This window comes from Variovorax sp. F042 (assembly GCF_057814215.1).
Map to the genome: position 1 here is coordinate 1,363,989 of NZ_JBVASX010000001.1, position 17,403 is coordinate 1,381,391.

The window sequence follows — 17,403 nt, forward strand, 5'->3', positions numbered from 1 at the left end:
AGGGAAAACGCCAAGCCCTGATTGCACGTTCATTCCTACAGTCGAATCCGTCCGCGCGGACGCAGGCAGCACAGAACAAAAGGAAGAAGCGCCATGGAATTCGACTACGTCATCGTGGGTGGCGGCTCCGGCGGCGCCACGCTGGCCTCGCGGCTGAGCGAAGACCCCACCGTGAAGGTTTGCCTGGTCGAGGCCGGCGGCGACGGCCGCGGCATCCTGGTGCGGGCGCCTGCCGCCACGGTGGCGATGCTGCCGGGCCGCCCGCGCATCAACAACTACGCCTACCAGACCGTGCCGCAGCCTGGCCTGAATGGACGCCGCGGCTACCAGCCACGCGGACGCTGCCTGGGCGGCTCCAGCGCGATCAACGCCATGCTCTACGTGCGCGGCCATCGCGACGACTACGACGACTGGGAGCGCGCGGGCTGCACCGGCTGGTCGTTCGACGCAGTGCTGCCCTACTTCAAGCGCGCCGAGGGCAACCAGCGCGGCGCGAGCGCACTGCACGGTGCCGACGGGCCGCTGCAGGTCTCGGAGCAACAGAGCCCGCGCCCCATTGCCGAAGACTTCGTGCGGGCCGCTGCGGAGTGCGGCATTCCGCGCAACGACGACTTCAATGGCGCCGAACAGGAAGGCGCGGGCCTCTACCAGGTCACGCAGTTCCACGATGGCGCGCGCAACGGCGAGCGCTGCTCGGCGGCCGCCGCCTACCTGCATCCGGTGATGAACCAGCGCCCCAACCTCACAGTGCTGACCGACACGCAGGCCCTGCGCGTGGTGCTCGAAGACCGGCGCGCCACCGGCGTGGAGGTGCGGCGCAAAGACGGCAGCATCGAGACCCTTCACGCCCGGCGCGAAGTGGCGCTGTGCGGCGGCGCATTCAACTCGCCGCAACTGCTGATGCTCTCGGGCATCGGCGACCCGGCCGAGTTGGGCCGCCACGGCATTGCCGTGCAGCATGCACTGCCGGGCGTCGGCCAGAACCTGCAGGACCACACCGACTTCATCCTCGCCTACACCTCGAAGCACACCGACCTGTTCGGCATCGGCGTGGTGGGTGGCCTGCATCTGGTGAAGGCCATCGCCGAGTGGCGCAAGAGCGGCAAGGGCATGATCGCGACGCCGTTCGCCGAGGGCGGCGCCTTCATCAAGTCGTCGCCCGAACTGCGGCGGCCCGACCTGCAACTGCACTTCGTGATCGCGATCACCGATGACCATGCGCGCAAGCTGCACGCGGGCTTCGGCTTCTCGTGCCACGTGTGCGTGCTGCGTCCCAAGGGCCGCGGCGACGTGCGCCTGAACGATGCCGGCCCAGGCTCGCCGCCGCGCATCGATCCGCGCTTTCTGTCAGACCCCGAGGACATGGCGCTGCTGCTGCAGGGCGTGAAGAAGATGCGCGAGATCCTGCGCGCGCCGGCGCTCGAAAAGTACCGCCACCACGAGCTCTACACGGCCGACGCGCACACCGACGAAGAACTCATTCAGCACATTCGCGCGCGCGCCGACACCATCTACCACCCCGTGGGCACCTGCAAGATGGGCACGGATGCGATGGCGGTGGTAGACGCGAAGCTGCGCGTGCATGGCATCGAAAACCTGCGCGTGGTCGATGCCTCGATCATGCCGACGCTGATCGGCGGCAACACCAACGCGCCGACGATCATGATTGCCGAACGCGCGGCCGACTGGATGCGCGGGCCGATCACCTTCGACCGCGCGCAGCAGGATGCTAGAGCGCCTGCGACGAGCCTCGTACCACCAGCTCTCCAGGCAGCAGCAACTGGCGCGGCGCAGCATCCAGCCCACGCAGCCGCTCGATCAGGCAGGTAGCGGCCGTGCGGCCGATGGCGTCGGTAGGCTGTGCCACGGTGCTCAGGCCGGGGCCGATGAGCGAGGCCCATTCGGGATCGTCGAAGCCGACAAAGCCGAGGTCGGCGCCAAACTGCCAGCCCAGCCGCGCCATGGCCTGCGCGATGCGCAGCGTGACCACGGCATTGCCCGCGACCACCGCGGCCCGTCGGCCGCGCTTGGCGCGCTGACGCAGAGCGCGCAAGGCCTCGTCGAGCGCATCGCTCTCGCCCTCGACGCACTCGAACACCTCGCCCGCCACGCGCGGCTCGTGCGCGGCCACGCAGGCACCGAAGGCGGCCGTGCGTTCGCGCCGCGAGCTCACGCCCTTCTGCGGCTCAGTGACGTAGAGCAGCTCGCGATACCCGCCCTCGACCAGATGACCGCAGGTGGCCTGCATCGCGGCGTGGTTGTCGAGCGAGACGAAGTCGGTGTGCATGCCGGTGTGGCGCCGGTCGACCAGCACCGCCGGCTTGCCGTGCAGCGTGACCGCGTCGACCACATTGCTGCCGCGGCCCAGCGTGTTGAGGATGAAGCCGTCGACCTGGTAGCCCGCCAGCGCGTCGATGGCCTCTCGCTCGCGTTCGCTCTCGTTGCCGAGGTTGAACAGCATCACGAGGTAGCCGGCGTCCTGGCAGGCCTTCTCGGCGCCGCGCAGCACCGCCACCGAGTACGGATTGGTGATGTCGGCCACGATCAGGCCGATGAGCCGCGAGCGGCCATGGCTCAGCGCCTGCGCCATCGGGCTCGGCGAATAGGCCAGCGCCGCGATTGCGACTTCGACGCGCGCGGCGATGTCGGGGCTCAGCAGCCGCTCGCGGTGATTGAGGAAGCGCGAGACGGTGGCCTTGGAGACGCCGGCGGCTTCGGCGACGTCGGCGATGGTGGCGCGGCCGGTCGGCTTCATGGTTTTGCTCCCGCCCTCCCCCAGCGGGGGAGGGAGAAAAACCGGCTCGTGCTCATGCGGATGCCGTGTCGTACGGCGCAGTCGGCTTCTCGCCGGCCAGCACCTGCAGCAGGTTCGTCGTGGCGAGCTCGGCCATGGCGTGTCGCGTCTCGTGCGTGGCCGAGCCGATGTGCGGCAGCGGCGTCACGCGCGGATGGGTGCGCAATGGCGAATCGGCCGGCAGCGGCTCTTTCGCGAACACATCGAGGCCGGCGGCGCGCAGTGTGCCGTGGTCGAGTGCGTAGAGCAGCGCGTCTTCGTTCACGGTGGCGCCACGGCCACCGTTGATGAAGGCTGCACCAGGCTTCATGCGCGCGAAGAAGGCGGTGTCGATCATGCCGCGCGTTGCGTCGGTCAGCGGCAGCATCGCGAGCACGATGTCGGCGCGCGCGAGCAGGTCGTCCAGCGGCGTGTGCGTGGCGCGGCCTTGCAATTCGGGCGCCTGCGTTGCCAGGTCGACCGGGCGGCGTGCGTGATACAGCACCGGCATGCCGAAGCCCAGCGCACCACGGCGCGCCACGGCCTGCCCGATGCGGCCGAAGCCGAGAATGCCCAGCGTCTTGCCGTGCACGTCGGTGCCGAAGAGCTCTTCGCCGATGTTCTTCGTCCAGTGGCCTTCGCGCACGAGCGTAGAGAGTTCGACCACTCGGCGCTGCGTGGCCATGAGGATCGCGAACACCGTGTCGGCCACCGTTTCGGTGAGCACGTCGGGCGTGTGGCACAGCACGATGCCGCGCTTGTGCAGTTCGGCCAGCGGATAGTTGTCGACACCGACCGACACGCTCGAAATCACCTGGAGCTGCGGCGCCCCGTCGAGCAGCGCGGCATCGACCGTATGGCTCGACCCGATCAGCCCGTGCGCGCTGCGCAGCGCGGCGGCAAAGGCCTCGGGTTCCTTGCGCGGATCGGCCACGACCACGTGGTGCACGGCTTGCAGGCGCGCCAACTGGTCTTCGGGCAACGGCCGGAAGACGAGCACGTTCTTCTTCGACACATTCGTCATGGTGTTCAGAGCCCCGCTTCTTCGAGTTGCGCCCGCGTCGGCAGGCCTTCGGTGTCGCCCAGCACCTGCACTGCACGCGCGCCGATCCATGCGCCGCGGCGCACGGCCTCGGGCACGCTCTTGCCTTCGAGCAGCGCGCTCACCACGCCGGCTGCGAAGCCGTCGCCCGCGCCCACGGTGTCGATCACTTCCTTCACCGGGAAGCCGTCGACACGGCCGGTGCCGGCCACATCGCTGTCGTAGTAGGCGCCCTCGGCGCCGAGCTTGACGACCACCAGCTTCGCGCCGCGATCGCGATAGAACTTCGCCACGTCCTCGGGCTTGTCATGGCCGGTGAGCAGCAGGCCCTCTTCAATGCCGGGCAGTACCCAGTCGGCGCGCGAAGCGAGTTCGTTGACCCAGTGGCGCATGGTCTCGGTGGACGACCACAGCGTGGGGCGCAGGTTGGTGTCGAACGAGATGGTGCGGCCGGCGGCGCGCATCACGTCCATGGTCTTGAGCGCAGCCTGCAGGCTGGTGTCGGAGATGGCGGCGAACACGCCGGTGGCATGCAGGTGGCGCGCCGAACGCAGCCAGGCTTCGTCGACGTCGGCCGGGCCCATGTGGCTCGCGGCCGAGCCCTTGCGGTGGTATTCGATCGGCGGGTCGCTGCCGTCGGTGACGCGGCCCTTGAACTGGAAGCCGGTGCGCTGCGTTGCGTCGGTGATCACGTGCGAGCAGTCGATGCCTTCGGCGCGCATCGCGGCCAGCAGCGCGCGGCCCATCGAGTCGGTGCCGAGCCGGCTGGCCCAGCCCACCTTGAGGCCCAGGCGCGAGAGGCCGATGGCCACGTTGGTCTCGGCGCCGGCAGTGCGCTTGTGGAACGCCTCTGCGTTTTCCAGCGGGCCGGGCCGATCGGCCACGAGCAGCAGCATGGCTTCGCCGAAGAGTGCAACGTCGAAGGCGGTTGGTTCTGTCATGTGTTTGTTCCTACGCCCGCGCGGCGCGGATGAAGTCGATCTGCGCGCGGGTAACGGCCAGCAGGTCGTCGCCCACGAGCGGGTACTCGATGGCGTGCGGCACGTCGGCCGGCAGCGCACGCAGCACCGAGCGCCATGGCGCGACGGAGTCACCCAGCGGCACCGCCACCCATTTGTGCGGCAGGCGCTGCGCGCCCTTGCAATGCACATAGCGCACGCGATGGCCGAGCGCCTGAGCGGCCTGCAGCGGGCACTCGCCGAGCCAGTGCCAGTTGCCCATGTCGAAGGTCATGCCCAGCGGCACGCCGGCGCGGTCGGCCACGTCGAAGAAGGTCTGCAGCGCGGGCAGCGTGCCGGCGCGCACGGTCTGGTCGTTCTCGATGAGCAGCTCGACGCGGGTTTCCGCAAGCTCCACCTTCAGGCCCCAGAGTGAGCCGTGAGAAGAAGCCTGGAAGTCGCCGATGGACATCTTCAGCCGCTTCGCGCCCACGCGCGTGGCGGCGGCGATGCCGCGTTTGAGCGCTGCACTGTCGAGCCAGCCGCCCTGGGCCCACAGACCCTCGGGGCTGGAGTACACGGAGGCCAGCCCGCTCAATGCGGGCAGCTCGGCATCGGCGTCGCGCAACATCTCGCCGCGCACTTCGACCGAATCGGCACCTGCCGCGCGTGCCAGCTGCGAACACCAGAGCTGGCCATGCCGCCCCACCTCGGCCGCGCCGAAGGACGACAGAGAAATCAGAACGGAGAAAGACATTCAGTGTGCTTGGTGGGAGCTGAGGATCTGGCCGAGAAACTGTCGCGTGCGCTCGTCCTTCGGGTTACCGAAGAACTCTTCGGGCGGCGCCTGCTCGACGATCTTGCCTTTGGCCATGAAGATCACGCGGTCGGCCACGCTGCGGGCAAAGCCCATTTCGTGCGTCACGCACAGCATGGTCATGCCGTCTTCGGCCAGGCCAATCATCGTGTCGAGCACTTCCTTGACCATCTCGGGGTCGAGCGCCGAAGTGGGTTCGTCGAACAGCATGATCTTGGGTGTCATGCACAGGGCGCGCGCAATCGCAACGCGCTGCTGCTGGCCACCCGAGAGCTGGCTGGGGTACTTGCCAGCCTGCTCCGGAATGCGCACGCGCGTGAGGTACTTCATGGCTACCTCTTCTGCTTGCGCCTTCGTCATGCCGCGCGAACGCATCGGCGCGAGCGTGCAGTTCTCGAGGATGGTGAGGTGCGGGAACAGGTTGAACTGCTGGAACACCATGCCGACCTCGGCACGCACCGCGTCGATGTTCTTGCCGCCGGCCGTGAGGTCGATGCCGTCGACCACGATGCGGCCCTTCTGCACCGTCTCGAGCCGGTTGATGCAGCGGATGAGCGTGGACTTGCCCGAGCCCGAAGGCCCGCAGATCACGATGCGCTCGCCCTGGCGCACCGACAGGTCGATGCCGGTCAACACCTGGAATTCACCGTACCACTTGTTGACCGCTTCCATGCGGATGATCGATTCCGTCGTCATGCCAGGATTCCTTCAGCCTCGGGGGTTGCTTATTGCATCTTGGGCAGGTCGGCCTGCAGCCACTTCTGATACAGCTTGTTGAGCTCGCCGTTGGCGGTGTTCTTCTGCACGAATTCGTTCACCGCCTTGTGCAGCTCTTCCTGGCCCGGGCGCATCGCGATGCCCATCGACTGCTGCACCAGCGTGAACTTGTTTTCGAAGGTGTTGGCGGGTACGCGCTTGGCGATCTGCGCTGCCACGGTCACCGAGCAGCCAATGGCGTCGACCTGGCCCGAGATCAGCGCCTGCATAGCAGAAGCGTCGTCGTCGAAGCGGCGGATTTCGGTGCCTTCCGGTGCGGCCTTGGTCACGGCCACGTCTTGCGTCGAAGCGCGAGCCACGCCCACGCGCAGGCCCTTCAGGTCGCCTGCCGCCTTGATAGGGGCCTTGGTCGCGCCGTACAGCACGATGGTGGCGGCAGCGTAGGGCTGCGAGAACTGCACCTGCTTCGCGCGCTCGGGCGTCACGGCCAGCGAAGCCACCAGCAGGTCGACCTTGTTGGTCAGCAGGAAGGGAATGCGGTTCGGGCCCGTCACCGGCACGATGTTGGCCTTGACGCCCCAGTCCTTGGCCAGCAGCTTGGCCACGTCGGCGTCGTAGCCGTCGGGCTGGTTCTTGGCGTCGGTGGTGCCGTAGGGCGGAAAGTCGACCAGCATGCCGATGGTGATCTCGCCCTTCTTCTTGATGTCGGCCACGGTCTGCGCCGAGGCGAAGGGTGCGAACACGGTGAGGGCGGCGCCGAGGCCGAGGGCTGCGAGCGCTGCGCGGCGGGAAGTGATGACGGTCATTGGATGTGTCTCCTGAATAAGGGAAGGAAGCGACGAGAAAGAAAAAGAACAACGAAAAGGATCAACGCGCGAGCGCCCGGGCGCGGCGGCGCTCCATGCGCGCGGCCAGCAATGAAAGCGGCCAGCAGATGGCAAAGTAGATGACTGCCACCACCGAGAACACGATGAGCGGCTGGAAAGTGGCGTTGTTGACGATCTGCCCCGCACGCGTCACTTCGACAAAACCGATGATGGCCGCGAGCGAGGTGCCCTTGATGATCTGCACCAGGTAGCCCACCGTGGGCGCCAGCGCGATCTTGAAGGCCTGCGGCAGCACCACGTCGCGCATGCGCGAGCTGTACTTCAGGCTCAGCGCCTCGGCCGCTTCCCACTGTCCGCGCGGAATGGCCTCGATGCAGCCGCGCCAGATCTCGCCGAGGAAGGCCGCGCTGTTCAGGATGAGGGCAACGCCGGCGGCAACCCACGGGTTGATGTCCAGCCCCAGCACCGGCGCGCCGAAGAACACCAGGAACAGCTGCAGCAGCAGCGGCGTGCCCTGGAAGATCTGGATGAAGGTGGTCGATACGGCCCGCGCCCACGTCGACTCCGACGTGCGCATCAGCGCAATGATGAGCCCCAGGATCGCGCCGCCCACAAAGGCGATGGCCGACAGCGCCAGCGTCCACTTGGCCGCTTCGAGGATGAAAAGGAATTCGGGAAAGCCGAAGGTGCGCATGTTGTTGTCTCCGTCCGTCGCCTCTTACCGGCGGTCCGGGTAGTTGAGCGTGCGCTTGTAGATCAGCTTGAACATGGCCGAGAAGGCCAGCGCCAGCGCGAGATAGATGGCGGCCACGACGATGTAGATCTCGAAGCTGCGGAAAGTCTGCGACTGCAGGTTGGCGGCCACCGAGGTCAGGTCGTCGGCCGAGATGACCGACACCACGGCCGAGCTCAGCATCAGCAAAATGAACTGGCTCGTGAGCGCCGGGTAGATGGCCTTCAGCGCGGGCTTGATGATGACGAAGCGGAAGATTTCCCAAGGCTTGAGGTTCAGCGCCCTGCCCGCCTCGATCTGCCCCTTGGGAATCGACTCGATGCCCGCGCGGATGATTTCCGTGGCGTAGGCGCCCAGGTTCACCACCATGGCCACCAGCGCTGCCGTCTGCGGCGACCAGCGCAGCCCGATGGCCGGCAGCGCGAAGAAGAAAAAGAACAGCTGCACGAGGAACGGCGTGTTGCGGATCACCTCGATGTAGGCGTTGACCAGAAAGCGCAGCCAGCCCGGCCCCGAGGTCTTGCCCCAGGCACAGAAGATGGCCACCACCAGGCCCAGCACCGTGGCAATGAGCGAGAGCTGGACCGTGATCCACGTGCCCTTGAGCAGCAGCGGCCAGGCGGCAAAGACGGCGTCGAATTGAAACTGGTAGTTCATGGTGGGCGGACCCGAATGCGCGCCGGGTGGGCGCGTGCGTGCCCCGAAAGCAAGGCTTGCAGCTTATATGAAACCGGTTTCAGGCTCATATAGGGATTCCCCTAGGTGGTCGTTTTGTCTCACCTTCTGCCTACACTGAAGTCCATGCTGAACCCACCCGCGGCCACCATGCCCACAGAGGCACATACGCCCCTCACGGGCGCCCCCACCGTGCAGCATTTCCGCCAGGCCCTTCTCTGGCCCTTGCGGCTGATGCCTGCGCCGCACGCCAGCCCCGCGCACCATCACGGGCCCTGGCACGTGCTGCGCGAGATGGGTGATGCCTCGCCATGGCGCGAAGAGGTCGACGAATACACCGGCGACAGCAGCCGCTTTCACGAGCGGCACTACAACGAGTTCGTGAGCTTCCTGCCGTACGTGCAGCGCTTCCTGTACGGCGAAGGCCGCTCGCGTGGCGATGGCATGGGCGGCGACGGCGATTCGCCGATGCGCATCTTCCGCCGCCACGACATTGCGGCCGTGCGCCTGGTGGCGCAGCCAGGCGACGCGCCGGTCACGCTCGATGTGATCCATTGCGACCTGTACTTCTTCTTCGACATCGACGTGGTGCTGCTCAACCTCGAAGTCGGTGCGAACAACCTGAGCCTTGCGCAGGCGCAAGACATCCTCTACCGCTTCGGCCGCGCCTACCCTTCAGGCTGGGAGCCCGACGGCTCGGCGCTGCACTGCATGGCCAGCGTCGAATGGCTGGCCGCCGACGGCCACGTGCTCGCGAGTTCCGACGCGCAGCAACGCGAGGCCTTTCTCTCGCACGTGGCGCAGCATCGGGCGCCGCGCATCTCCGCCCATTGGGCCTACCTGATGCAGCCGCTGGTGAGCGACCATTCGGAAGACCCCGGCGTGCTGCGCTACCGGCAGATCGAGTACTACCGCATGCCGGTCATGGCTTATCTCTCGCTGGACGACCCGCGCCGCCTCACGCGCGACGACTTCGTGCGGCTCGCTCTGGTCACCGGCGCAGGCGCCACCGACGCCCACCTGCCCTACGCGGAACATCACCTCGCGGACTTCGAGCACAAGTACTGCTACGACCGCTTCTGGGTGAACGCAGGAGCAGCGCCCAACACGCGCTACCTGTGCAACGGCCATGCGCTCATCGTGGTGGGCGACGCGAACTCCGAATTCTTCTGCTGCCGCGACCGCGGCGTGCTCGCGCAGTTCAGGCACCAGCACTTCCTGCTGTTCCTCATTGCGCATTTCCAGAAAGCCTCGCTGCTGATGTTCTCCGACCAGTTGGTGGAGGCGCTCAAGCGGCTGGACATCCGCAGCACGCCGAGCGTGAAGCAGTTCAAGCGCGCCATCCGCGCGAGCTTCGAGCGCTTTTTGCGCTTCACGCATCGCTACTGGTTCCACGAGATCTCGGAGCAGGCGCAGGTGCGCGCGCTCTCGCACATGTGCGCCACGCACCTCGGGCTCGACCCGCTCTACGACGAAGTCAAGGCACGCATCGCCGACATGAACACGTATCTCGACGCCGACAGCCTGCGCAGGCAGGCCAGCACTGTCGTGCGGCTCACGGTGGTCACGCTGTTCGGCCTCATCGGCACCATCACCACCGGCTTCCTCGGCATGAACCTGCTGGCTGAGGCCGACGCGCCGCTGTGGCGCAAGGCAGTGTGGTTCGGCGTGGTGTTCGTCGCGACGACGTGGCTGACGATCTACACGATGGTGAAGTCGCAGCGGCTGTCGGACTTCATCGATGCGCTGTCGAACGACCGGCTGGGATTCAGGGGCAAGATGGCCGCACTGGCGCGGGTGTGGCGGCCTGGGGCGGATTGACCGGCGCTTGCCCCGAGCCACTCATCGATCAGGTTCGCAGACTTGCTTGCTCAAAGCGTCGCGCAAGGAGCCGATCGTGCTGTCCGCAGCGTCGATCCGCCGTTGCAGCTCCTCATTGACCAGGCGGAACAGTGCGCCGAATTCGGATCGGGTTGGATAGATCTCCTCGCGCTCATTCACCTGCGTCGGAACGACGAGCTTTTCGAGGCATACGTAGGCGCTGTGCACTTGGCGAATGCCCTCGACGTCGTCGCCTGCTTGCAGGGCAACCGACTCGGCATTTGAATGGGGATGAACCGACTTCGGCGTTGAGGCGGTATCGGTTTTCGGCGCGTGCTTGAGCACGCGAGCAGACTTGGTCACGGACGACCTCCAGAGGTTGCGATTTGCAAAAACCGCCGCTCTCGCTGTCAAACGAGGGCGGCAGCTCGGACGGGTTGACAGACCGGGCAACCTCTTGCGAGAAACCGGCAGGGCGCGAGCCCTCCCATCCGAGCCGCCAAAACTGGGGCGCGAACGAAAAAGCCGCAGGTCCTGCGGGGAAACTGCGGCTCACGTCGCAGAGATTGCTTCAGGCTGTCAAACCCGATCACGCCTCATTCGGCGTGACGGGCGCAGTATAGCCACGCGGTTCGCTCGCGGCCGAGTGCTACCAGGCGCAAAGCCTTTCATTGGCAGCTGAAACTCTCGGCCTTCTCGATATCGCCCGTGCCCTTGTAGCGCGCAACCTTCGGGTAGGCGCAGAGCGGCCGGCTGCGGGTGGGCGACCAGCCGGAGGGAACATCCCCGTTCACGCCGCCTGCGTTGCCCGCACCGCGCGCCGAGGCGACGACCGAATCGGCGGCCTCGCCCTTCTCCACCCAATTGACGAGCGGTGCGAGCATGTCGAACTGATCGGTGGTCGGGCCGCCGGCGCAGTGGTTCATTCCGGGCACCCGATAGAACCGTGCGAAGTTGGACGCATCGCCGCCGTTGGCCGCCGTCAGCTGGTCATACCAGTGCTGCGTATCGTCGCTCGAGAAGATGGGGTCGCTCGTTCCATGGTAGGCCATGACCTTGGCGCCGCGCTTCTTCAAGCGACTCAGATCCGCAGGGTTCGGCGGCGTCATGAACGAAAGCGAGTTCTCGGTGTAGAGCCCGTCGGTCGACGTGATCTTCGAGAGGATCGAATCGATGTTGGCCGTGAGCGTGAAATTGGGACCATTGAAGCCGGTCGGGTTCTCGGGCGGCACCTGCCAGACGAAGGCGACCGCACCCGAGTCGAGGTTCAAAGAATTCGAGAACTTCCACGATGACCAGCCGGTGGTGTTCAGGCCCGCGTCGAACGGAAAGCTCGCATAGAACTTCTTTCCGCCGCCGTCGAGCGCACCCGCGAAGAGCTGCCCGATGCGAAGCTTCTGGTCGGCCGACAGGCATGTGCCATCGCGCGAGCCGCTGCAGGTGGGAACGTCGCGGTCGAGCGAGAAAGCCGCCTGGCATGCGCCGGTGTCCTGGACGATGCCGTCGGTGGTGCCGTCGAGGGCGTCGCACTTGGCAAGGACTGCATTGGAGACCAAGGTACGTTCGGCCAGCGTGAAACCCGTGCCCGGATCGCCCGGGGTGGTTGCCAGGGCGTTGTAGTTCTGGGCGCCGACGATGTTTGCGGAGGCCGCAAGGGGAAGCCGGAAGCCGGGGTCGCCCACCAGGAAGCCGTCGTAGTCGTCCGCATAGCGTGACATGGCAACCATCGTGTGGCGCCCGCCGTTGGAGCAGCCGCCGATATAGGAGCGGTCCGGGCCCTTTCCATAAGCCGACGCGATCAACGCCTTCGCCATCGGCGTGAGCTTGCCGACCGCCTGGTAGCCGTAGTCGAGACGAGCCTGTGGATCGATGCCGAAGAACGGCGTGGGCGCCTGGTGCCCCGCGTCGGAGCTGATCACCGCGAAGCCCTTGTTCAGGGCGTTGTCCAGAACGCCGCCTCCGCCCACCGGCCCGGTGGCTGTGCCGACGCTGCCGTCGAGCCCCCCGTTGGCCTGATAGAAATACCGCCCGTTCCAGTTCACCGGTAAGCGCATCTCGAAGCCAATCGCATAGCTCTGGCCGTCGACCGGGCTTGTGCGCTGATACATCGATCCGCGCACCTGGCAATGCGCCCCCACCGGCTTGCCGGCGACGCTCAGGGTGCCGGCGGCAATCGAATTGGCTGCAGTGATCGTCGTGTTGGCAAAGGTGAAGCCGGCGAGCGAGGCGCAATCGATGAGCGCCGCGCCGGTGGCCGCGCCGAGCACCGGCAGTGTCTCGACAGGCGGCAGCGGATTGTCGGAAGGAGTCACGGGATTGCCGTTGCCGGCCGGCGGGGCGCTCGTCAACGTGCCGGTCGCCGGGAACGAGCCGGCGAAGCCGCCACCACCATTTCCTCCGCCGCAGGCGGTCAGCAATGAAGCGACAAAGATCAGGGATGCGGGGGTCTTCAAGAATGTCTCCTTCGACGCCTGGATGCAGCGCCTATAGTTAATCTACTTAACTATCAAAGATAACCAGTTATGGTTTTCCATTAAGTAGTTTGCACTCCCACGACGATCCCCTGAGCCAGTTAGATCAGGCAGTGAATCACTTGGAGGCAGAACGACAATGCCCGGAATGCCCAAGAACAGAAGCAATCCGGTAGATGCCACACCAGCCGGCCGGCTGGTCGAAGCGTCCCTGCATCACGTGCTCGGCTATCAGCTCGCGCAGGCGACGATCGTCACCGACGCAGTGTTCGCCGAGCGAGTAGGCACACCTTTCGACCTTCGCCCCGTCGAGTTCACGGTGCTGTGCCTGATTCACGAAAATCCCGACGTGTCGGCCGCCCGCCTGGCAAAGGCACTCGCGGTCACGGCGCCCAACATCGCGGCATGGCTCGAACGGCTGGAGAGGCGAGAGTTGATCCGCCGCACCCCGCACGCAACGGATCGAAGGGCCCAGTACCTTCGCGCCACCCCGACCGGCGCAACGCTTGCCAGCAGCGCTACACGGTTGGTGATCGAAGGCGAGCAGCATGTGCTCGGCAACCTCTCCAAGGGCGAGCAATTGATCTTGATCGAGCTCCTGCACAAGGTTGCCGTGTCACGCAGGGTGTGAGCATTCAGGCATCCATTCGATGCAGGCTCTTTCGCCTGCGGGCGCACGCCCGTGCCGCGCGCGGTTCGTGCAGGCTGCGTTCAGTCGCCGAAGGCGACTTCCGCGCTGGCCACGGCGCGGATCGGCACGCCGAAGCTCGTGATGTCCGACAGCGTGGCGTTGTGATGCTCGCGGATCTTCGCGCCCGTGGCGTGCGGCTTGTCGTGCGAAGTGTGCGCATCGGCCGCGAGCACCACGTGGTAGCCGAGGGCGGCAGCGCGGCGCACTGTCGTGTCGACGCAGAACTCCGACGAATAGCCGCAGACCACCACGCGCTTCACGCCGTGCCCGGAGAGCCAGGCTTCCAGCGGCGTGCGAAGGAAGGAGTCGGGCGTGGTCTTGCGGATGCGCGCGTCGCGCGAGTCGGTCTTGAGCGCACTCGCAAGCTGCCAGCGCTCGGAGTCGAATTCGAGGTCGATCGCGTTCTCGTGCTGGATGAAGGCCACCGGCACGCCGGCCGCGCGGGCGCGTTCGGTGAGCGCATTGATGCGCTGCATCACCTCGTGGGCCTGATGGGGACGCGGCAGATCGTCGCAAAGGCCACGCTGGACGTCGATGACGAGAACGGCAGTTTTCATGGGTCCGGAATCGGCGGGTTCTTGACCGGCGCGATTGTGCCCCACGCTGCCTGACCTGCGCCCTACTGCCAGGCGCTCACCTCCAGCCGCACCTTGCCGCTGATGCCCGGTGCGGCGGGCGCCGCCCCAAGGCTGGACAGCGGCACCACGAACTGCAGCTTGCCGCCGGCCAGCTGCTTCGGGCTCATCGGCAGCGAGGCCCGCCCGGCCGTGTCGGTCTGCCAGCCGTACTTGACGTTCCAGTTCTGCGCCGGGTCGTCGGCCTGGGGCGGCGCGATCTCGATGATCAGCGTGTCGCGGAACAGCGAGCTGCCCTCGTAGTGGCCGTCGAGCCAGAACTTGTTGTTGACCTGGTAGTCGGGCACGCGCACGCCGAGCGTCATGGCATAGGCCAGCGTCGGGCGGTCCTGCTTCACGCGGGCCTTGTTGGCGAGGAACACGGTCGAGAGGTAGATGGAGCGGCGGTCGGCCTTGGCCGGGTCGGTCAGTTCCTTGTGCGTGCGGCAGGCGGGCGAGTCTTCTTCGGCCACGCGCCTGCTCAGGTACCAGCGCTTGCCGCGCGGCGCAGCGAGCAACTCGACCTGGTAGAGCGCATCGACGTCGGCGCCGGCTGGCAGGTCGGGCGGCAGCGTGACGCCGTCTATGTCGAACCACAGGTCGACCCGCACGTCGCCGAACAGGAAGCGCGTGAGATTCTGGTAAGCCTCCTCGGAATTGACGATGCCGAAGAAGCCCGAGTGCGACCGGTAGGTGAAGGCAGTGGCCACCGGCTGCGTCTTGCCTGCGGCATCGGTGGACCAGAGCGAGGCGTTTTCGATGCGCACGAGCCCGTCGCTGCCGTGGCCCGCGAACATGCGCGACAGGCCCTTGGCGCTTTCATAGTCGCCGCGGTTGGTGCCGACCATGCAGAAGAAGCGCTCGGCCGGAAAGGCCGTGGCCGGCAGGTAGTCCATGCGGCCGTTGATCGGCTGCGTGGCCAGGAACTCGGACATTTTCTCGCGGTTGAAGGTGTTCATCTCGTTCACCGTGAGCCAGGCCGGCACGTTGATGCCGCCCATGTCGATGCCGTTGTGCGGCGTGGCATAGGTGAACACCTTGTCGACGCAGGCACGCGCGGCCGCATCACCGAGTGCGGCGTTCTGCAGGAAGGCTCGCACCACCAGGCCGCCCATCGAATGCGCGACGAGGTAGCAGCGGAAGTCTGCGGGCGAATAGCCCGGCCCCTCGCGCAGCGCCACGAGCTCGCGCACGCGCAATATCAGCTGGCTCAGGCCCTGCGCATACACCTTGACGTCCTTGGCCTGGCCGTCGCCCAGCAACTCGGAGCCCGAGTCGTAGTAGCGGTAGATGATGACCGAGGCCGAGGGGATGCCGTCGACGTCCCGGCCGTTCTCGTCCGGCGAGGGCTTCCAGTCGGGGTCGAGGATGTCCAGGCCGTTCTGGTAGACGCTCTGGTACTGGAAGTCGGCCAGCAGGCGCACCATGGGCGATTCGAAAACAAACTTCTGCGCCGGCGCTTCCTTCTTGACGGTGGCGCGATACACCGTGGAGCCAATGTTGAAGCCGCAGAACGGATCGGCCGCGGTTTCGTCCCGCTCGGACTCGGTCATGGCATAGCCGCGCACGTAGATGATGGGATAGCGATTGCTGCTCATGGAATCTGCCGCCTCGTCGAAAGTCGATGAAGCTTTCCAGTGTGCCGAACCTGGCAGGGGCCCGCCATACGGCTCATGGCATAGGAAGGCCGGGGGACATTCGCGCAGGGGAGACCGATATACCCCCGCGCCCCAAATGTTTCTACCGCTGAAACCATTGAAACGTTCGCCGTGGCTACTCTCGCGCCATCCTGCAAACAAAGATCCAGAGGGTTTTCTCATGGCTGACGATTCGGGCTCCCAGGGCTCCTACCTGCCCCAACTGCTGCGCCGGGGCACCGTGCTGGCCGCGGCCGGCTGCGCCCTCGTCGCGGGCTGCAGTGCCGCCGGCAGCGGCGAGACGCGCTATGACAGCTCGCCGCAATTCAAGGACGGCGGCTTCCACAACATGGCCAACCCCGAGCTGCCTGCACAGGCCAGCGCATGGCGCATCTGGTCGCGCTTCATCGTGGGCAGCAAGGTCGACACCGTGCCGGTCGATGCAATTCCGGTGAAGGCGCTGGACCGCGGTGCGCTCGATTCGCTCGACGTCAAAGCCAACCACGTGGTGCGCCTCGGCCATTCGTCGCATCTGCTGAAGCTGCGCGGCAAGTATTGGCTGATCGACCCCGTGTTCAGCGAACGCGCGTCACCCGTGCAATGGGCCGGCCCGAAGCGCTTTCACCAGCCGCCGATCACGCTCGAACAACTGCCACCCATCGAAGGCGTGATCCTCTCGCATGACCACTACGACCACCTCGACGTGGCAACCATCGAATACCTCTCGAAGAGCGTGCAGCGCTACTTCGTGCCGCTGGGCGTGCGTGCGCGGCTGATAGTGATGGGCGTGCCGGCCGAGCGCGTGACAGAGCTCGACTGGTGGCAAGGCGGCGAACACGACGGCGTGAAGCTCACCGCCACGCCCGCACAGCACTTCTCGGGCCGCACGCTGAACGACCGCGACCGTACGCTGTGGGCCTCATGGGTGGTGCAAAGCGGCGACCAGCGCCTCTTCTACAGCGGCGACTCGGGCTACTTCCCGGGCTTCAAGCAGATCGGCGAACGCTTCGGCGGCTTCGACATCGCGCTGATGGAAAACGGCGCCTACGACACCATGTGGCCCGCCGTGCACATGACGCCCGAGCAGAGCGTGCAGGCCTTCGAAGACCTGCGCGGCAAGGTGTTCTTCTCGGTGCACAACAGCACCTTCGACCTGGCGTTCCACACCTGGCATGACCCGCTGGACCGCATCGCTGACCTGGCGGAGGCGAAGAAGATCGAGCTGGCGACGCCAGTGATCGGCGAAGTGGTGACGGTGGGGCAGGCGCGGACCAACACGCGGTGGTGGCAAGGGTTGCGCTAGTCGCAACGCGAGGCGCTGGGCTCCTCGATACGTGAAACCTCGCCGTTTCCGGCCAGAACAATCCTGCGCAACTGAATGGTGCAGCGAGGCGCCGATGCAGGCCAGAGAAAAATCGCTTCGTACTGTTCGCCGCTGCGAGGGACGAAGCGAACGGTTCCCACGCAATTCGACCACACGGTGCTGCCGCCAGCCAGCAGCACCACTTCAGCGTCCGCCGGAATGATCCGCTCAGAGCTCATGAAGTCGGTACTCAGACGGGGCGCCATGCCTACCCTCCTGGACTCCGATCGCTCGTTGAAGAGCACACCGCCCTTGGGTCCCTCCCTGCGGCAACTCTCGCGCAC

The 17,403-nt window shown here is 66.3% G+C and carries 17 protein-coding genes; 4 read left to right on the top strand and 13 right to left on the bottom strand.

Annotated features, from left to right (window positions below; translation table 11 throughout):
* Positions 1-93 precede the first annotated feature (93 nt).
* Positions 94-1,830: a GMC family oxidoreductase gene (locus tag ACZYSP_RS06520; protein WP_489013210.1), complete on the top strand. Its 1,737-nt coding sequence runs from the start codon at positions 94-96 to the stop codon at positions 1,828-1,830.
* Here the strand turns inward: ACZYSP_RS06520 and ACZYSP_RS06525 are convergent.
* From ACZYSP_RS06525 to ACZYSP_RS06560, 8 genes are all read right to left on the bottom strand, one after another.
* Positions 1,730-2,755: a LacI family DNA-binding transcriptional regulator gene (locus tag ACZYSP_RS06525; protein WP_093050851.1), complete on the bottom strand. Its 1,026-nt coding sequence runs from the start codon at positions 2,753-2,755 to the stop codon at positions 1,730-1,732. The genes ACZYSP_RS06520 and ACZYSP_RS06525 overlap by 101 nt on opposite strands.
* Before the next feature lie 52 nt (positions 2,756-2,807).
* Complete coding sequence (locus ACZYSP_RS06530; RefSeq protein WP_489013213.1) at positions 2,808-3,797, bottom strand: 2-hydroxyacid dehydrogenase; 990 nt, start codon at positions 3,795-3,797, stop codon at positions 2,808-2,810.
* Positions 3,798-3,802: 5 nt separating this feature from the next.
* A complete protein-coding gene (locus tag ACZYSP_RS06535; protein ID WP_093080089.1) occupies positions 3,803-4,756 on the bottom strand; it encodes a sugar kinase in 954 nt (317 codons plus the stop codon).
* 10 nt (positions 4,757-4,766) lie between these two features.
* Entirely contained in the window at positions 4,767-5,510 is a 744-nt protein-coding gene (locus tag ACZYSP_RS06540; protein ID WP_489013215.1) for a sugar phosphate isomerase/epimerase family protein, read from the bottom strand.
* Positions 5,511-6,266 (bottom strand): amino acid ABC transporter ATP-binding protein, encoded by a 756-nt coding sequence (locus ACZYSP_RS06545; protein ID WP_489013217.1) that lies wholly within the window; start codon positions 6,264-6,266, stop codon positions 5,511-5,513. It lies immediately after the preceding gene.
* A gap of 29 nt (positions 6,267-6,295) precedes the next feature.
* Positions 6,296-7,093 (bottom strand): transporter substrate-binding domain-containing protein, encoded by a 798-nt coding sequence (locus tag ACZYSP_RS06550; RefSeq protein ID WP_489013219.1) that lies wholly within the window; start codon positions 7,091-7,093, stop codon positions 6,296-6,298.
* Positions 7,094-7,154: 61 nt separating this feature from the next.
* A complete protein-coding gene (locus ACZYSP_RS06555; protein WP_489013221.1) occupies positions 7,155-7,808 on the bottom strand; it encodes an amino acid ABC transporter permease in 654 nt (217 codons plus the stop codon).
* A gap of 24 nt (positions 7,809-7,832) precedes the next feature.
* The gene (locus ACZYSP_RS06560) at positions 7,833-8,504 is read right to left on the bottom strand and encodes an amino acid ABC transporter permease (protein ID WP_093050872.1); all 672 of its coding nucleotides are present in this window, start codon (positions 8,502-8,504) and stop codon (positions 7,833-7,835) included.
* A gap of 144 nt (positions 8,505-8,648) precedes the next feature.
* Between ACZYSP_RS06560 and ACZYSP_RS06565 the strand changes: the two genes are divergently transcribed.
* Positions 8,649-10,343, top strand: coding sequence for a magnesium transporter CorA family protein (locus ACZYSP_RS06565; RefSeq protein WP_256216929.1), 1,695 nt, complete (start codon positions 8,649-8,651; stop codon positions 10,341-10,343).
* A gap of 21 nt (positions 10,344-10,364) precedes the next feature.
* Here the strand turns inward: ACZYSP_RS06565 and ACZYSP_RS06570 are convergent, their stop codons facing one another.
* Positions 10,365-10,706, bottom strand: a complete 342-nt coding sequence (locus tag ACZYSP_RS06570; protein ID WP_489013225.1) for a hypothetical protein — start codon at positions 10,704-10,706, stop codon at positions 10,365-10,367.
* A gap of 305 nt (positions 10,707-11,011) precedes the next feature.
* Positions 11,012-12,655 (bottom strand): tannase/feruloyl esterase family alpha/beta hydrolase, encoded by a 1,644-nt coding sequence (locus ACZYSP_RS06575; protein ID WP_489013679.1) that lies wholly within the window; start codon positions 12,653-12,655, stop codon positions 11,012-11,014.
* Between the two features lie 307 nt (positions 12,656-12,962).
* On the opposite strand from ACZYSP_RS06575, the gene ACZYSP_RS06580 reads away from it, so the two are divergent.
* Entirely contained in the window at positions 12,963-13,445 is a 483-nt protein-coding gene (locus ACZYSP_RS06580; RefSeq protein ID WP_307616775.1) for a MarR family winged helix-turn-helix transcriptional regulator, read from the top strand.
* Between the two features lie 80 nt (positions 13,446-13,525).
* Here ACZYSP_RS06580 and ACZYSP_RS06585 read toward each other — a convergent pair whose 3' ends face one another.
* Positions 13,526-14,062 carry a cysteine hydrolase family protein gene (locus ACZYSP_RS06585; RefSeq protein WP_489013228.1) on the bottom strand — a complete coding sequence of 179 codons (537 nt, stop codon included), beginning with the start codon at positions 14,060-14,062 and terminating at the stop codon, positions 13,526-13,528.
* A 62-nt stretch (positions 14,063-14,124) separates the two neighbouring features.
* Positions 14,125-15,717, bottom strand: coding sequence for an esterase/lipase family protein (locus ACZYSP_RS06590; protein ID WP_093080081.1), 1,593 nt, complete (start codon positions 15,715-15,717; stop codon positions 14,125-14,127).
* A 220-nt stretch (positions 15,718-15,937) separates the two neighbouring features.
* On the opposite strand from ACZYSP_RS06590, the gene ACZYSP_RS06595 reads away from it, so the two are divergent.
* Entirely contained in the window at positions 15,938-17,059 is a 1,122-nt protein-coding gene (locus ACZYSP_RS06595; RefSeq protein ID WP_489013231.1) for an MBL fold metallo-hydrolase, read from the top strand.
* Here ACZYSP_RS06595 and ACZYSP_RS06600 read toward each other — a convergent pair.
* The gene (locus tag ACZYSP_RS06600; RefSeq protein WP_489013233.1) at positions 17,056-17,325 is read right to left on the bottom strand and encodes a hypothetical protein; all 270 of its coding nucleotides are present in this window, start codon (positions 17,323-17,325) and stop codon (positions 17,056-17,058) included. The two genes, ACZYSP_RS06595 and ACZYSP_RS06600, sit on opposite strands and share 4 nt — an antisense overlap.
* Between the last annotated feature and the right edge of the window lie 78 nt (positions 17,326-17,403).

Excerpts from the sequence above, each read along its gene's own strand:
- ACZYSP_RS06520 (WP_489013210.1), top strand. The coding sequence starts at position 94 with ATGGAATTCGACTACGTCATCGTGGGTGGCGGCTCCGGCGGCGCCACG.
- ACZYSP_RS06525 (WP_093050851.1), bottom strand. The coding sequence starts at position 2,755 with ATGAAGCCGACCGGCCGCGCCACCATCGCCGACGTCGCCGAAGCCGCC.
- ACZYSP_RS06530 (WP_489013213.1), bottom strand. The coding sequence starts at position 3,797 with ATGACGAATGTGTCGAAGAAGAACGTGCTCGTCTTCCGGCCGTTGCCC.
- ACZYSP_RS06535 (WP_093080089.1), bottom strand. The coding sequence starts at position 4,756 with ATGACAGAACCAACCGCCTTCGACGTTGCACTCTTCGGCGAAGCCATG.
- ACZYSP_RS06540 (WP_489013215.1), bottom strand. The coding sequence starts at position 5,510 with ATGTCTTTCTCCGTTCTGATTTCTCTGTCGTCCTTCGGCGCGGCCGAG.
- ACZYSP_RS06545 (WP_489013217.1), bottom strand. The coding sequence starts at position 6,266 with ATGACGACGGAATCGATCATCCGCATGGAAGCGGTCAACAAGTGGTAC.
- ACZYSP_RS06550 (WP_489013219.1), bottom strand. The coding sequence starts at position 7,093 with ATGACCGTCATCACTTCCCGCCGCGCAGCGCTCGCAGCCCTCGGCCTC.
- ACZYSP_RS06555 (WP_489013221.1), bottom strand. The coding sequence starts at position 7,808 with ATGCGCACCTTCGGCTTTCCCGAATTCCTTTTCATCCTCGAAGCGGCC.
- ACZYSP_RS06560 (WP_093050872.1), bottom strand. The coding sequence starts at position 8,504 with ATGAACTACCAGTTTCAATTCGACGCCGTCTTTGCCGCCTGGCCGCTG.
- ACZYSP_RS06565 (WP_256216929.1), top strand. The coding sequence starts at position 8,649 with ATGCTGAACCCACCCGCGGCCACCATGCCCACAGAGGCACATACGCCC.
- ACZYSP_RS06580 (WP_307616775.1), top strand. The coding sequence starts at position 12,963 with ATGCCCAAGAACAGAAGCAATCCGGTAGATGCCACACCAGCCGGCCGG.
- ACZYSP_RS06585 (WP_489013228.1), bottom strand. The coding sequence starts at position 14,062 with ATGAAAACTGCCGTTCTCGTCATCGACGTCCAGCGTGGCCTTTGCGAC.
- ACZYSP_RS06590 (WP_093080081.1), bottom strand. The coding sequence starts at position 15,717 with ATGAGCAGCAATCGCTATCCCATCATCTACGTGCGCGGCTATGCCATG.
- ACZYSP_RS06595 (WP_489013231.1), top strand. The coding sequence starts at position 15,938 with ATGGCTGACGATTCGGGCTCCCAGGGCTCCTACCTGCCCCAACTGCTG.
- ACZYSP_RS06600 (WP_489013233.1), bottom strand. The coding sequence starts at position 17,325 with ATGGCGCCCCGTCTGAGTACCGACTTCATGAGCTCTGAGCGGATCATT.